Annotated in this window: 9 protein-coding genes; 3 read left to right on the forward strand and 6 right to left on the reverse strand. The window is 74.6% G+C overall.

Going from position 1 to position 14,230, the window contains the following annotated elements:
• The first annotated feature begins 140 nt into the window (after positions 1 to 140).
• On the forward strand, positions 141 to 614 hold the full coding sequence (locus ACZDYF_RS01970) for a hypothetical protein (RefSeq protein ID WP_475052541.1): 474 nt from the start codon (positions 141 to 143) through the stop codon (positions 612 to 614).
• Between the two features lie 2 nt (positions 615 to 616).
• Here ACZDYF_RS01970 and ACZDYF_RS01975 read toward each other — a convergent pair whose 3' ends face one another.
• The 5 genes from ACZDYF_RS01975 to ACZDYF_RS01995 form a co-directional block, all read right to left on the reverse strand.
• Positions 617 to 4,951, reverse strand: coding sequence for an FtsK/SpoIIIE domain-containing protein (locus tag ACZDYF_RS01975; protein WP_475052544.1), 4,335 nt, complete (start codon positions 4,949 to 4,951; stop codon positions 617 to 619).
• Between the two features lie 110 nt (positions 4,952 to 5,061).
• A complete protein-coding gene (locus ACZDYF_RS01980; protein WP_475052551.1) occupies positions 5,062 to 7,695 on the reverse strand; it encodes an ABC transporter permease in 2,634 nt (877 codons plus the stop codon).
• A 23-nt stretch (positions 7,696 to 7,718) separates the two neighbouring features.
• A complete protein-coding gene (locus ACZDYF_RS01985) occupies positions 7,719 to 8,555 on the reverse strand; it encodes an ABC transporter ATP-binding protein (RefSeq protein WP_475052556.1) in 837 nt (278 codons plus the stop codon).
• Between the two features lie 286 nt (positions 8,556 to 8,841).
• Complete coding sequence (locus ACZDYF_RS01990) at positions 8,842 to 9,564, reverse strand: response regulator (protein WP_191790880.1); 723 nt, start codon at positions 9,562 to 9,564, stop codon at positions 8,842 to 8,844.
• Positions 9,561 to 11,135 (reverse strand): sensor histidine kinase, encoded by a 1,575-nt coding sequence (locus ACZDYF_RS01995; protein WP_475052565.1) that lies wholly within the window; start codon positions 11,133 to 11,135, stop codon positions 9,561 to 9,563. The genes ACZDYF_RS01990 and ACZDYF_RS01995 overlap by 4 nt, the downstream gene beginning before the upstream one ends.
• Before the next feature lie 331 nt (positions 11,136 to 11,466).
• Between ACZDYF_RS01995 and ACZDYF_RS02000 the strand changes: the two genes are divergently transcribed.
• Together ACZDYF_RS02000 and ACZDYF_RS02005 are read left to right on the forward strand one after the other, a co-directional pair.
• Positions 11,467 to 12,150, forward strand: coding sequence for a response regulator transcription factor (locus ACZDYF_RS02000; RefSeq protein ID WP_191790878.1), 684 nt, complete (start codon positions 11,467 to 11,469; stop codon positions 12,148 to 12,150).
• Between the two features lie 33 nt (positions 12,151 to 12,183).
• Positions 12,184 to 13,536 carry an ATP-binding protein gene (locus ACZDYF_RS02005; RefSeq protein WP_191790877.1) on the forward strand — a complete coding sequence of 451 codons (1,353 nt, stop codon included), beginning with the start codon at positions 12,184 to 12,186 and terminating at the stop codon, positions 13,534 to 13,536.
• On the opposite strand, the gene ACZDYF_RS02010 is transcribed toward ACZDYF_RS02005, so the two are convergent.
• On the reverse strand, positions 13,533 to 14,147 hold the full coding sequence (locus tag ACZDYF_RS02010; RefSeq protein ID WP_475052575.1) for a GtrA family protein: 615 nt from the start codon (positions 14,145 to 14,147) through the stop codon (positions 13,533 to 13,535). The genes ACZDYF_RS02005 and ACZDYF_RS02010 overlap by 4 nt on opposite strands.
• Positions 14,148 to 14,230 lie beyond the last annotated feature (83 nt).

Here is a 14,230-nt window from a genome sequence, read left to right on the forward strand (position 1 = left end):
GGGGGGTAATTGATGCTTGAACTAGGTTCACACCTCGTGAAGCCCAGCACAAGGGGTTACCGGAAAGTTTCTGCGGGGTGAACCGTGAGGTCTTGGTCACACTTCGGTGAAGGTGCAGGTCACGCGTACTCTGGGTTGTCGTGGCACCAGTGAGCACCCCGAATCAATCCACCCCCGAGCCTCCCGAGGAGGGCAAGGCCCCCTCGTCGAGCCTCCCGGCAGGGGCGCGACCGCCCGCACTGTGGGTCGTGATCGCCGGGATCGTCCTCGAGGCGCTGGCCCTCGCGGCGGCCGCGGTGCTCGTCCTGTTCGAGCTCCTCACGGGAGGCTCCTTCTCGGCCGGGGTCTCGATCTTCCTCGCACTGTTCTGCGCCGGCGTCGCGGTCGTCCTCGGTGCCAGCGCGCGCGGCCTGCTGCGCGGGCAGCGGTGGGCGCGCTCGCCCGCGGCCACGTGGCAGCTGCTCCAGATCGTGGTCGCCTTCAGCTGGCTGCAGTACGAGGTCACGTCCGGGGGGATCATCACCATGGCGCTCGCCCTGGTCGTGCTCGTCGGACTCATGCTGCGCCCCGTCGTCGTCGCGACGACCCGGGACGTTGCCCGCACCGAGGGCTGACGTCACGACCGGTCCGTGACGCCGAGCGCCGCGGTCCGGGCGACCACCGATGGCACCCGGCTCGTCCCGGGAGCCGTGACCTGGACAGGGACGAGGTCGTTCCCGCAGACGGCGACGGCCCGACCGACCGGTCCGCCCTCAGGGTCGACCGAACCGCCCAGCGGTCTCCCGAACACCTCGCCCGAGCCACGCTCCTCGGGGGCCAGGACGAGGCCGCTGCGTGCGCCCCGCAGCTCGGCGACCGGCCCCCGGTGGGCCATCGCCGCCGCCGCGGTCGTGCAGGACGCAAGGACCACGACGCCTGTGCGCACCAGGTCCGTGAGGACGTCCGCCTCGAGCGGGAACGTCTGGACGAGCAGGTCCAGGTCGTCGACGACCACCACGTCGCCCGCGCCGAGCCCGACGCTCGGCAGGGTGCCGAGCAGGGCCCGCACCCGCGCCGACGCGCGAGGACCGGTGGCCGCGAACGGCTCGGTCGCACCGGGCCCGTCCGCGGACGCGCCGAGCGGTTCGAGCTCCGTGAAGCGCTCGTCGGGCGAGACGATCGCCCGGAGCCTGCCCGTGGCGTGGGCCTGACGCGCCAGGACCAGCAGAGCGCTGCTGCGCCCGCTGCCGGGGGGCCCCACGACGAGCGCCCCGCGCGAGACGTCGAGGAGGACACGGTCCGCGTGGTCGCCGCCCCGTCCGACCACGAGACGTCCCGCTGCAGCGCCGGCGTCAGCACCGACTCCGTCCGCCGCGTCGCCCGTGACGTCCGGCTCGGTCACGATCCGGGGCAGCGGGAGCAACCGCACCGGCCGATCACGCCTCGTGCCGCGCAGACCAGCAGGGCCGTCCGTCGGGTCGCCGGGTTCGGAGCCGACGACCACCTGGCACTCGACGGCGTCGCCCGCCCCGAGCCACACGGCACGGCCCGGACGACCGCCGCGCCCGGCGAGCCGTGAGGGGACGCCGAGCGCGACGTCGTCGGGCACGGTGCCCGAGGCCAGCACGAGGCGCGGCCCCACGCGCGAGGACAGGCCTGCCAGCCCCGGGGAGCCACCCGCGAGCGCGACGTGCACGCCTCTCGCGGGACCCTCGGAGAGCAGCCGGGCGAGCTGGTCCGCCCCGGCGCCCGACGCGAGCCGGGCGAGGGAGGCGCGCAGGTCCTCGACCTCGTCGAGCAGGACGAGGGTCGGGCGGTCCTGCGGGCGGCCCAGCAGGAGGTCGACGAGGCGTGCGACCCGCCGCGCGTCGTGGCGAGGCGCGACGGTCCCGCACGACGGGTGACCCGGCAGCCCGTGCGTGAGCGTCGGCGCGTCGCCGACGAGGTGGACGTCCCAGCCGCGGTCGAGAGCGGCGACCGCGAGGGCGCGCAGCGTCGTCGAGCGCCCGGACCGTGGCCGCCCGACGACCGCCAGGTGCCCGCGGTCGGGCTGCCAGGAGACGAGCCCGCGCCGCTGCTGGTCCGGCAGGTCGGACAGGGCGAGGGGCAGGCCGTCGGAGACGTCGCCAGGAAGCGCGACGTCCCGCAGGTCCGACGGCGTCACGCGCGCAGGGAGCGCGGGGAGCCACGGCGGGGCGAGGGCCGGGAGACGGGCGGCGCGCGCCGCGAGGACGGCGGCCGCGACCAGCCGGGCGACCAGGTCGGGCGTGAGGTCGACGGCGGTGGTCGTGCCACGAGCCGCTCCCCAGCGTCGGGCGGCCAGCACCTGGGCCCCAGGACGCGGCGCGGCCGTCCCCGCGTGCGCGCACTGGACCACGAGCGGCGGTTCGGTGCCTCGTCGCAGCACGGCTCGGCCGGGCCGACCGGCAGGGATGAGCGCGGCATGGGGCGCGTCGATCACGTCTCGCGAGTCGCCCGGGTCGATCTGCCGCAGGGCCAGGCGCAGCGAGATGTTCGCTCGCATGTCAGCGGTCACGGCACCTGCGGGGCGCTGGGTGGCCAGGACGAGATGCACCCCGAGGGACCGGCCCTGCGAGGCGAGCCGCAGGAGGCCGGGGAGGAAGTCCGGCAGGTCGTCGGCGAGCGCCCGGAACTCGTCGATGACCACGAGGAGCCGGGGGAGCGTCCCGACGGGCAGGCCGTCGATGTCGGTCGCCCCTGCCTCTGCCACGGCCTGCTCACGCCGGCGCAGCTCGGCGCGCAGGCCGGCCAGGGCTCGGCCGGCGAGCCCTGGCTCGAGGTCCGTGACGCGTCCGACGACGTGCGGGAGGTCCACGCAGTCGCCGAAGCCCGCCCCGCCCTTGAAGTCGACGAGCGCGATCGCGAGGTCGCGCGGGCTGTGGGTGAGGGCGAGCCCGAGCACGAGCGACTGCAGCAGCTCGGACTTGCCGGCTCCCGTGGTCCCGGCGACGAGGGCGTGCGGCCCGTCGCGGACCAGGTCGACGTGGACGGTGCTGCCCTGCGCGTCGGTGCCGAGCGGGACGACCAGGCCCGGGCGAGACCCGTCCGCGGGCACCGACCACCGGGCGGCGACCCACGACGTCAGCGAGGCAGGCTCGTGGGGGACGGGGGCCAGCAGCAGCCCCGCCAGCGAGACGCTCGCCGCGAGGTCGGGGTGGACGGGGTCCGTGCGGTCGACCGGCCCCCCGGGCGCGGTGCCCGCGGGCCAGCGGCCGAGGCGTGCCGCGGCGGCGACGTGCCGTGCGTACCGCTCGGCCCACGGGGCGCACACCCCGAGCTCCGGGGCGGGTTCGGCCGCACCGTCGGCGAGGTGCCACGTGCCCCGGCTCGTGTCCAGGACCGTGCGGCACCAGGCCGGCACGGACCTGCGGTCGGGGGCGAGGAGGATCAGCCGCTCCGTCCCGGTACGCCGCGCCCACCACGACTCGAGGGGCTCGACCGTCCCGGTGCCTGTGGTGGAGCGGTCGACGTCCACGAGCACGACGCGGTCGGTCGGCGGGCTCGTCCCGCCCTCCCGCCGCGCACCTGGCACGAGGTCGCTCCGGCGCGAGCCGGGCAGCCAGCGCAACCAGGACCAGTCCGGTGCGAGGTCGTCCGGGTGCACGGCATCGACCTCGGCGCCCGAGGCGACCTGGGCGAGGAGCAGCGCACGACCGGCCGCCAGGCGGGCTTCGCGCGGTCCGACCACCGCCACGCACCCGTCGGGCAGGTGCGTGCCCTGAGCGCTCGGCGTCTCCGGGCGGGGTGCCGGCTCACCCAGCGTGCGTGCACCGCTGGTCGGGTGGTCGGCGGTCGGCGCAAGGTCGGCCGCATGGTGGGCGGCGAACGCCGCGGTCATGAGGTCCGCAGGGTGCGGCGCGGGGTACCCGGTCCGGTCGAGCAGGCCGCCCGGGACAGGGGACCGGTCGTCGCGCAGCGACCCCCGCGGGGCCGAGGAGGCGTGATCGCGGGTACCGGGGCGGCTCGCGGGCCGCGCCCGGTCGCCGCCCGCTCCGGGGGACGCGCCGGGCCGCCCGACGTGCCCCTCGCCCGTGCCCGAGCGTGCGAGCGAGGACGAGCGGCGCCGTCGGGCGAGGAGGGGGACCAGGAGCGTGAGCGGACCGATCAGCGCAAGGAGCGCGAACACGGGCTGGCGCGTGCTCGCAGCGAGCGCGAGCGACCCGACGGCCGGGGTCACGGCCATCAGGAGCGCGGCCGGACCGAGAGCCTCGCGCGGCGCGGCCGTGACCGGACGGGCGAGCCCGCTCGTGACGTCCCACTCCTCGAGGCGGGGCCGTGGGCGTAGGTCGTAGGTCGTGGGCCCGACCCGCAGGACGTGACCGGGGCGCCAGCGTCGCCACGCTCCGCGCCGCACGCGCCGCGACCTGCCCTCGGGGGGCTCCCGGCGGACCGGCACGGCCCGCTCCCCGCGCCGGGCACCCCGCACCCGCACCCGCACCCGCACCTCGAACCCGACGTCCGTCCCGTCCGCTCCTGCCGCGGCCCCCGCGTGGTCTGCGGCGCGGCCCCCCGCCACCGGGAACCACCCCCGACGGCCCGCCGCGCGCAGCGTGACGACGACGCACGGACCGCTCCCGTGCTCCAGGCGGAGCGCAGAGCCCGGCCGCACCGGCAGCAGGCCCCCGCATCCCGGCCCGCTCAGGACCGCGACGTGCCAGGGGGCACGGAGCGCGGCGACGTCCTGGTCCCGCTCGGCGCTCGCGGACCGGGACCCGTCCGCGCGTCCCGCAGGGGTGCGTCTCGCGTTCCCCGTCACGCGGAGGATGGCCCCGGGAAGCAGGGGACGCGTCCCGACCCGGTGGTCCTCGCCGAGGACGACCCCGTCGACCTCGAGCGGGGCGCCGGCGAGCTCGGGGCGGCACGCGACGCGCGCCAGGTCCGCGCGGAGGTCTCCCAGGCGCGAGCCGGGGGTCACGTCGAGGTCGACGCCGGGATGGAGGGTGATGAGCACGCGCCGATCCTGCCGTCCCCCGAAGGGCTCCGCAGACGCCGACGGCGCGCCTGTGGACGAGGAGATCGTCCACAGGCGCGCCGTCGGGCACGGTGCCGCTGGATGGCGGGTCAGTCGACCGCGAGCGCCTCCACGGGGGAGGTACGGGCCGCCGAGCGGCCCGGGATCACCGAGGCGAGCAGACCGGCGACGAGCGCCACGACCAGCACCAGGGCGACGTCGCGCCACGGGACGGCCAGGGTCACGTCACCCATCACGGCGAGTGCCGCGGAGGCCCCGGCCCAGCCGTACAGGACGCCCAGCACGATGCCGAGCACCGCGCCGACCCCCGCGATGAGCATGCCCTCGATGGCCAGCATCCAGCGCAGCTGGGACCGGCTCAGGCCGATGGCCCGCAGGGTCGCGGACTCGCGGCGGCGCTCGATGACCGAGAGCGACAGGGTGTTCGCGACGCCGATCAGGGCGATGACGACCGCGACCGCGAGGAGCCCGACGACGATGCCGAGGACCGTGTCGACGACCTTCTGGTAGAGGGCGCGCTCGACGGCGGCACCGGTCACGTCGATCGGGATGCTGCTCTCGGCGAGCGCGTCCTGGAGCGCGGGGACCACGGACCCCGCGTCGGTCACGTCGGTCAGCCCCACCCAGGCGGTCGTGACCGGCGCGCCGGGGGCGATGCCGTCGAGCGTGTCGGGGGTGACCAGGAGGGCGCGTCCGCCCATCGGGGTGACCAGCGCCTCGAGGGTGGCGGGGGATCTCGTGCCCTCCGGGGCCGTCGCGGCCAGCGACAGCTCGTCGCCCGTGGCGATCTTCCAGTCCTTGGCGACCATCTCGGGGACGACGACCGTGCCGGGCACCAGCCCCTCGACGGCCTTCGCGTTGCGCACGAGCCCCACGGCGTCGGCGGGGTCGACGCCGCGCGCGAGGAACGTGATGGACTGTCCGTCCAGGTCGACCGAGACGGTCGCCGCGGTGAGCGGGACGACGCTCGCGATGCCCTCGGTGCTCTCGGCGGTGCTCATCGTCGTCTGCGGCAGCTCGATGGGGTCGTTGCCCCCGTTGTCGTCGTAGCCGTCCGTCGCGAGCGAGACGTCCACGGGGTAGCGGCTGTCGAGCTCGTTGTTCATGCTCATCCGTGCGCTGACCGCGCCGGTCGACATCATGGCCACGAGCGTCACACCGATGAGGAGCGCCGTGCTGGTGGCAGCGGTGCGGCGCGGGTTGCGCAGGGTGTTGGCCGCCGCGAGCTTGGCCGTGCTGCCGGAGCCCGTCAGGGCCTTGCCGACGACGCTGACCACCCGGGGGAGCCAGAAGATCGCGCCGATCAGCACCCCGACGAACGAGGCGGCGCCACCGGCCGTCGCCGCGAGCAGCCCCATCTCGGCGCTGCCCTGCTGCCCCAGGACGATGCCCAGGGCGAGGAGGCTCGCGCCACCGACGACCAGGAGGATCGAGGCGACCAGACGGACCCGCCCGGCTCCGGTCGAGACGGTCGGCGCGTCCGACGGGCGCAGCGCGGCGAGCGGCGCGACCCGGGTCGCTGCGCGGGCCGGGGAGAAGGACGCGACGAGCGTGACGACGGTGCCGACCAGCAGAGGTACCAGGACGACCGGGACGGTGATCTGGACCAGCTCCGGGAGCGGGACGCCGAGGTCCATGCCGCCGGCCACGGTGAGCGCGAGCTGGACGAGCCCCGTGCCGACCAGGATCCCGGCGACCGAGGCGATGATCCCGAGCATCGTGGCCTCCAGCAGCACCGATCGTGCGAGCTGCTTGCGGTCGGCGCCGACGCAGCGCAGGAGCGCGAGGGTCCGGGTGCGCTGGGCGACGAGCACCTGGAAGGTGTTCGCGATGACCAGGGCCGCGACGAGCAGGGCGATCGCGGCGAACGTGAGGATCATGTAGGTGAAGACGTCCTCGCCGCCGGTCATCTCGGCAGCGACCTTCTTCGCGTACTCGTCGGTCGTCATGACCGTGGTGCCGTCCTCCTGCGAGTCGGCGATCTGGGTGCGGACGGTCTCGACGTCGGCGCCCGGGGCGAGAGCCACGAGGACGTCGTTCGTGACGTCGGCCGAGGCGCCGGGCTCTGCGGCCGAGTCGTCCCAGGTCGTCAGCTCCGTCGCGTCCACCAGGCCCGCGCCGCCGTACTGCGAGTGGGCGCCCATCGGGTCGTCGAGGAGGCCGACGAGAGTCAGCTTCTCGTCGACGTCGGTGTACTCACCGAGCGGGGCCTCGTCGGGCGACGTCGCGCTGCTGTCCGTGCCGTCCGTGCCGTCCGGCGCGGTCGCGCCCTCGGCAGCAGGCTGCCAGACGGAGCGCACGAGCGTCACGGTGTCGCCGAGCTCGAGGCCCAGGCGGTCCGCAGTCTCCTCGGGGAGGGCGATCTCGCCCGCGGCCGACGGCTGGGCGCCCGCGGTGACCTCCTGCGGCTCGAACCGCGGGTCGGTCATGACCGGGCTGACGATCTGGAAGGTGCGCTTGCCGCCCGAGACCAGCTGGAAGGCTCGGAGCTTGCGCGCGTCGGCGGCCTCGACCCCGGGGGTCGTGCCGACCGCGGCGATCTCCGCAGCGTCGAGGCCCTGGTCGTTCGCGACGACCAGGTCGGAGTCGGCGTAGCGCGCGGCGATCGAGCCGTTGGTGACCTGGGTCATGACGTTCCCGGCGAGGAGCGTCGCGGTCAGGAAGGCGGTCCCGATGAGGATCGCGATGCCGGCGGCGCTGAGCCGCCCGATGCTTCGGCGCATCTGCGCCAGGGTGAGCCGGACCATCAGGCGCGCACCGCCGTCGAACCGGTCGAGCCGCCCGCGAGGGCGTCGGCGGGGTCGCCCTCGAGCGTGCGCAGCGCGTCGAGGCCGGCGAGGACGGACTCGGGCGTCGGGTCGTCGATGTCGCCCGCGATGCGGCCGTCCGCGATGAGGATGACGCGGTCGGCGTACGCGGCGGCCGTCGGGTCGTGCGTGACCATGATGATGGTGCGCCCGAGCTCGCGGACCGAGCGGCGCAGGAAGCTCAGGACCTCGGCGCCGGAGCGCGAGTCCAGGTTTCCGGTGGGCTCGTCGGCGAACACGACCTCGGGCTTGGCGATGAGGGCGCGGGCGATCGCGACGCGCTGCTGCTGCCCGCCCGAGAGCTCGCTGGGGCGGTGGGTGAGGCGAGCGCCCAGGCCGAGGGTCTGGACGAGCGTCGCGAGCCACTCCTTGTCGACCGTCCCCGAGGCGAGCTCGATCGGGAGCGTGATGTTCTGCTCGGCCGTGAACATGGGCAGCAGGTTGAACGACTGGAAGACGAAGCCGACGCGGTCGCGGCGCAGCCGGGTCAGCTGGTTGTCGCCGAGCGCGGTGATCTCGGTGTCGCCGATGAAGCCCTGGCCGCTCGAGGCGGTGTCGAGCCCTGCGAGCAGGTGCATGAGCGTGGACTTCCCCGAGCCCGAGGGGCCCATGATCGCGGTGAACGCGCCCTTCTCGAAGTCCACGTCGACGCCGTCGAGCGCGCGCACGGTCGCCTCGCCCTTGCCGTACAGCTTGGTCAGGGACCGGGCGCGCACCGCGGGGGTGCCCGGTGAGGCGGCGGTGCCGGGGATGGGCTGGTACACGGTGGTGTCCACGTCTGCTCCAGGGAGTTCGTCGTCGGTAGGTCCGGTCCCGGGGCGGGGCGCGTGGTGCGCCCGGCGCCGGGGCCGAGGGGGTGCGGGGGAGAGCCGAGGCCCTCGTTCCCACCTGATGACGACACTAGGAGCCGGGTGGTGGCGGCCGCGTCCGGCGACGGGCTGGTCCTGGCCGCAGGGGGAGTCATCCCGTGGTCGTACGCGCCCGGTCGGGCGGTACGCCGCACGTCGAGCGGTCCCGCGGTCAGAGTCCGCCCGGCCCCGGCGAAGCCCCTGCCCGACGGCGTCACGCGCCCGGGCGCACCAGCCCGGTCTCGTAGGCCGTCACCACGGCCTGCACGCGGTCGCGCGCCTCGAGCTTGGCGAGGATGCGCCCGACGTGGGTCTTGACCGTGGCCTCGGCGACGAACAGGTCGCCCGCGATCTCGGTGTTCGACCGGCCCTTCGCCATGAGAACGAGCACCTCGCGCTCGCGCTCGGTGAGCGAGGAGACCTGCTGCTGGGCGCCCGTGTCGACGAGCTGCTCGGCGGGCAGGGCCACGACCAGGTGCTCGAGGAGCCGGCGGGTCGAGGACGGGGCGATCACCGCGTCCCCCGAGTGCACGGTGCGGATCGCCGCGAGCATCTCCTCGGGGGGAGCGTCCTTGAGGAGGAAGCCGCTGGCCCCGGAGCGGATCGCCTCGAGGACGTACTCGTCGAGGTCGAACGTCGTGAGCACGATGACGCGCGGCACGTGCTGCCCCTCGGCGGCCGCGGCCGTGAGCTGCGCCGTCGCGGCGAGCCCGTCGAGGTGGGGCATGCGCACGTCCATGAGCACGACGTCGACGGGGTGGTCCGCGAGCAGCCGGAGCGCCTGGAGCCCGTCACCGGCCTCGACCGTGACCTGGAGGTCGGGCTGCGAGTCGATCACCATCCGGAAGCCGGCCCGCACGAGCTGCTGGTCGTCGACGAGCGCGACCCGGATCGGGGCGCGCTCGGGCGGGTCGGGGGCGAAGAAGGTGGAGGTCATGGGTCCTGACGATCGTCGGGTGCGGGTGCGGGTGCGGGTGCGGGTGCGGGTGCGGGTGCGGGCCGGGTGCCGCGAGGGTCCATCCTGCCCGACAGGTGGTCCGGCGGGGGTGGCACGGGGGCAGGACCCGCCGACCGACCCGCCGCCGGACCGGCTGCCGGACCCGCCGTCGGGCCGTGCGGTGGCGACTGCGGACCGGGAGGCGACGGGAGGAGGGGAGCGACGCCGTCGAGCCGGGGGATGGGCATGGTGAACCGGACGCGGAAGCCGCCCCCGGGGCGGGGGCCCGTCGTCACGGAGCCGCCGAAGATCACGGCGCGCTCGCGCATGCCGAGCAGACCGTAGCCGGGCGAGTGCGAGCCGTCCGCGGAGGCGCCCCTCCCGTCGTCGTCGACCGCGAGCTGGAGCGTGTCGACGCCCCAGGTCACGACCACCGTGACGGTCGGGTCCGGGCCTGCGTGCTTGAGGATGTTGGTCAGCGCCTCCTGGCAGACCCGGTACACGGTCAGCCCCGCCCCCGGAGGCAGGGCGCGCGGCGTGCCCATGCGGACGAGCGAGACCCGCATGCCGCTCTCGCGCACCTGGGCGACGAGGGTCTCCAGGTCGGCCGAGTCGGGCTGCGGGTTGAGCTCGATGCGGCGGGTCGCGCCCGTGACGGGGGCGGGGTCCGTGCGGGGGGAGCCGGTGGGGGCGACGGCGCTCGCGGGACCTCCTGGGGGGAGGGGTCGGGGACGGTTGTTGAGGCCGGGGGCGTGCGTGAGCTGGGCAGGCCCGGCGACGGCGTCGCGGTCGTCCGTGCGCAGGACCCCGAGGAGCCGGCGCATGTCGGCCAGCGCGGCACGACCCGTCTCCGAGACCGTCGTCAGTGCGCGCGTGGCCGCGGCCGGGTCCGTGGCACCGGCGTAGCGCCCACCGTCGGCCTGGGCGATGATGACGGACAGCGAGTGGGCGACGATGTCGTGCATCTCGCGGGCGATGCGCGAACGTTCGGCGGCCGTCGCGATCTGCGCCTGCTGGTCGCGCTCGACCTCGAGGCGCTCGGCGCGGTCGACCAACGCGTTGATGGTCTCGCGCCGCGAACGGCGGACCAGGCCGAACGCCCAGACCGCGAGGAACATCATGGTCGTGAACATCGTGGTGAACACGAGGACCCCGGCCGCCTCGCCCGGGCCGCTCGCCTGCATGGCGAGCGAGAGCCCGAGGACCAGGGAACCGGCGGCCGAGGAGATCATCGCGGTGCGGTGCGCCCACCGGGGGCCGTAGACCGTGACGGAGAAGAGGGAGATGAGCAGGAGGAAGTCGGCCGGGAGGAAGACGATCCCGAACAGCAGGTGGAGCAGCGCGACCGAGTAGACCGTGATCGCCGACGCCACGGGCCGGACCCGGCGCCACGGCAGCGGGGCGATCATGCCGATCGTGAAGAGGGTCGAGAGCGTCGAACCGCCCGTGGCGGACGTCCCGAGCGCCCAGGCCGCGGGCACGAAGGCGAGCGCGACGACGAGCGTCGTGGTCATGTCGACACCGAACCGGTGCCGCTCCCACCACTTGCCCATGTTCTCGTACCAGCCCATGCCTGCCAGCCTAGGTGGGGCCCGCCGTCGGAGGCGTCCACCCGTGGTCGGACCGGGGGCGTGCCCCGCCCCGACCAGGGCATGATCCGGGGTCGCGGGAGCGGCCGGTCGGGTCGCGGCCCGTGGGGGCGCAGACGCCGGACACGGGTCGTGCGAACGCCTTCCCGTGACGTCCCGACGGCGTCCGCATGGCCGGGCCTACCGGGTGCAACCGGGCAGACCCGGGCAGAGCAGAACACCTGGGCCATCGGTGTCCATCAGGTGTGCCATGGGTGTCCCACAACGCCTGCCGGATAACGCCAAAGTTCTACGAATGCCCTAGCATGATCGAATGACCCACGTACTGCTAGCGGAGGACGACCCGGCGATTGCCGAACCTTTGGCGCGTGCGCTGACGCGTGAGGGTTACAACGTGGTCGTGCAAGGAACTGGTCAAGGAGCGATCGACGCCGCGAACGGCGTCGACATCGTCGTCCTCGACCTGGGCCTCCCGGACATGGACGGCCTGGACGTCGCACGTGAGATCCGCAACAAGGGTCTGACGACGCCGGTCCTGGTGCTGACGGCACGTGCCGACGAGGTCGACCTCGTGGTCGGCCTCGACGCCGGCGCCGACGACTACGTGACCAAGCCCTTCCGCCTGGCCGAGCTCCTCGCCCGCGTGCGGGCGCTCCTGCGACGCACCCACGGCGACACCACGGACGAGGAGGAGCTGGTCGCGCAGGACGTCCGCATCGACGTCTCCGCCCACCGCGCCTTCCAGGGCGAGCGCGAGCTGCACCTGACCACCAAGGAGTTCGAGCTCCTGCGCGTGCTCATCGCGAGCGCGGGATCCGTCGTCGTGCGTGACACCCTCATGCGCGACGTGTGGGGCTCGGAGCCCGTGGGCTCCACCAAGACGCTGGACATGCACGTGTCCTGGCTGCGCCGCAAGCTCGGCGACGACGCCAACTCGCCGCGCTACGTCTCGACGGTCCGGGGCCTCGGCTTCCGGTTCGAGACCGGCGAGGGCTGATCAGCCCACAGGGCTGAGCGAAGGAGTAGGGGCGTGCGTCGACGCGTGCTGCAGGCGACGGTCGCGGCCGTCGCCGTCGCCGTCCTGCTCCTGGGGTTTCCCCTCGCCTTCCTCGGCGCGCAGTTCGTGCTCGCCAACGAGAAGGCCCAGCTCCAGGGACGGGTGGACACGCTCGCCCGGAACATCGACGCCCGGCTCTCGCAGAACGAGCCGATCCCGCAGTCGGTCCTCGACAACGCGTCCGAGGGGCGCCCGGGCGAGCTGCCCGCGTACGTCTTCGTCAACCTGCCCGACGGCGAGCACATGACTGCGGGCGAGGTCATCTCCGGACGGGTCAACGAGGCCGCGGACCGGACGGACCAGAACGCGACCGTGGCCCTGACCACGTCGTTCGCCGACAGCTACTGGAACGCCGCGAAGATCGTCCTGCTCGTCGTCGCGGCCTCGGTCGTCGCCTTCGCGGCAGGCATCGCGATGGCCGTGTGGCAGGCCAACCGGCTGTCGGCGCCGCTGGTGTACCTCGCCGCCTCGGCCGAGCAGCTCGGGTCCGGCCAGGTCCGACCCCGGCTCGAGCTCTCCGGGGTCGAGGAGATCGATCTCGTGGCCGCCGAGCTCGCGCGCAGCTCCGACCGCCTCGCCGGACGGTTGGCCGCCGAGCGCCAGTTCGCCTCCGACGCCTCGCACCAGCTCCGGACGCCCTTGACCGCGCTGAGCATGCGGCTCGAGGAGATCTCGATGGCCTCCGACGACCCGGAGATCCAGGAGGAGGCGCGCATCTCGCTCGAGCAGGTCGAGCGCCTCGTCACGGTCGTCGACGACCTGCTCACGCAGTCGCGTCGCGCACAGGGCGGCACGACCGAGGCCGTCCGCCTGATCGACGTGGTGCACCAGCAGGAGGAGGAGTGGGTCCCCACGTTCGCCAAGGCCGGTCGCCGGCTCGTGGTCGACGTGCCCGACGGCTACCAGGTCCTCGCGACCCCCGGCGCTCTCGCGCAGGTGCTGGCTACCCTCATCGAGAACTCGCTCAAGCACGGTGCGGGCACCACGACCGTGCGTGCCCGCCCGAGCGGGACCAGCGGCGCCGTCGCGATCGAGGTCGGTGACGAGGGCGAGGGGGTCTCCGACGAGATGGCCTCGCGCGTCTTCGAGCGCGGCGCGACCTCGGGAGCGGGGACGGGGCTCGGGCTGGCTCTCGCCCGTGACCTCGCCGCGGCCGACGGGGGTCGGCTCGAGCTGGCCCAGCGTCGCCCGCCGATCTTCGCGCTCTTCCTCGCGGGCGTGCCCCGCACGCTCGACCCGCGGATCGTGCTGCCCACCGGGACCACGATCTCGGCGTCCGGGGCGCGCAAGCGGCGACGCAGGCGCGGGCGGGACGCCGAGAGCTAGGCCTTGTCGGAAGGGTTGCCCGTCGCGACCGGGTCAGGGAAAGGGGTGGCGGCGAGCGTCGCGGCCCCGTCGAGCGTACGGGGGCCGACCCCCGCGCCCGTGAACACGACACGTCGGTAGGCGACGTAGCGGAACACGTTCGCCAGTGCGAGACCAACCCCGTTCGCCGCGACGTTCTCCGCGAGGGGGGACGTCAGCCCGAGGACGTCGGTCGTGAACGCGAGCACGCCGAGCGAGATGGCCATGCCCGCGGCGTTGACCAGCAGGAAGGTCAGCAGCTCGCGGCCGTGGCGGCTCGTGCGGCGGTCGGAGAAGGTCCAGTAGCGGCTGCCGAGCCACGACACGACCGTCGCGACGCTCACGGCGATCGCCTTGGCCTCGAGGGGGCTCGCGCTCAACGATTCCCAGGGGCCGAAGCGCAGCAGGTTGAACAGCCCGAGATCCACGAAGAAGGCGACGGTTCCCACGAAGCTGAACCGACCCAGCTCTGCCAGGCGCGCGACGACGCGCGTCCGACGTCGGGCGGCGTCGGACGCGAGGCGGGCGGCGGCCCCGACGGGGACGGGCGCCCGGACGGGGCTGAGCGAGAGCTCGTCGACCTGGCTGGACATGGTCGGCAGGGTACGCCGTGGACCTGGGAAAGATTGCCAGGAGCAACCGCCGGGTGGGACGGGTCGTCCGACGGTCGGTCGAG

The sequence above is a fragment of the Oerskovia sp. PE-21s genome (assembly GCF_056158145.1).

Coding starts and splice junctions, on each gene's coding strand:
- ACZDYF_RS02000 (WP_191790878.1), top strand. CDS start 11,467: ATGACCCACGTACTGCTAGCGGAGGACGACCCGGCGATTGCCGAACCT.
- ACZDYF_RS01980 (WP_475052551.1), bottom strand. CDS start 7,695: ATGCGCCGAAGCATCGGGCGGCTCAGCGCCGCCGGCATCGCGATCCTC.
- ACZDYF_RS01990 (WP_191790880.1), bottom strand. CDS start 9,564: ATGACCTCCACCTTCTTCGCCCCCGACCCGCCCGAGCGCGCCCCGATC.
- ACZDYF_RS02010 (WP_475052575.1), bottom strand. CDS start 14,147: ATGTCCAGCCAGGTCGACGAGCTCTCGCTCAGCCCCGTCCGGGCGCCC.
- ACZDYF_RS01995 (WP_475052565.1), bottom strand. CDS start 11,135: ATGGGCTGGTACGAGAACATGGGCAAGTGGTGGGAGCGGCACCGGTTC.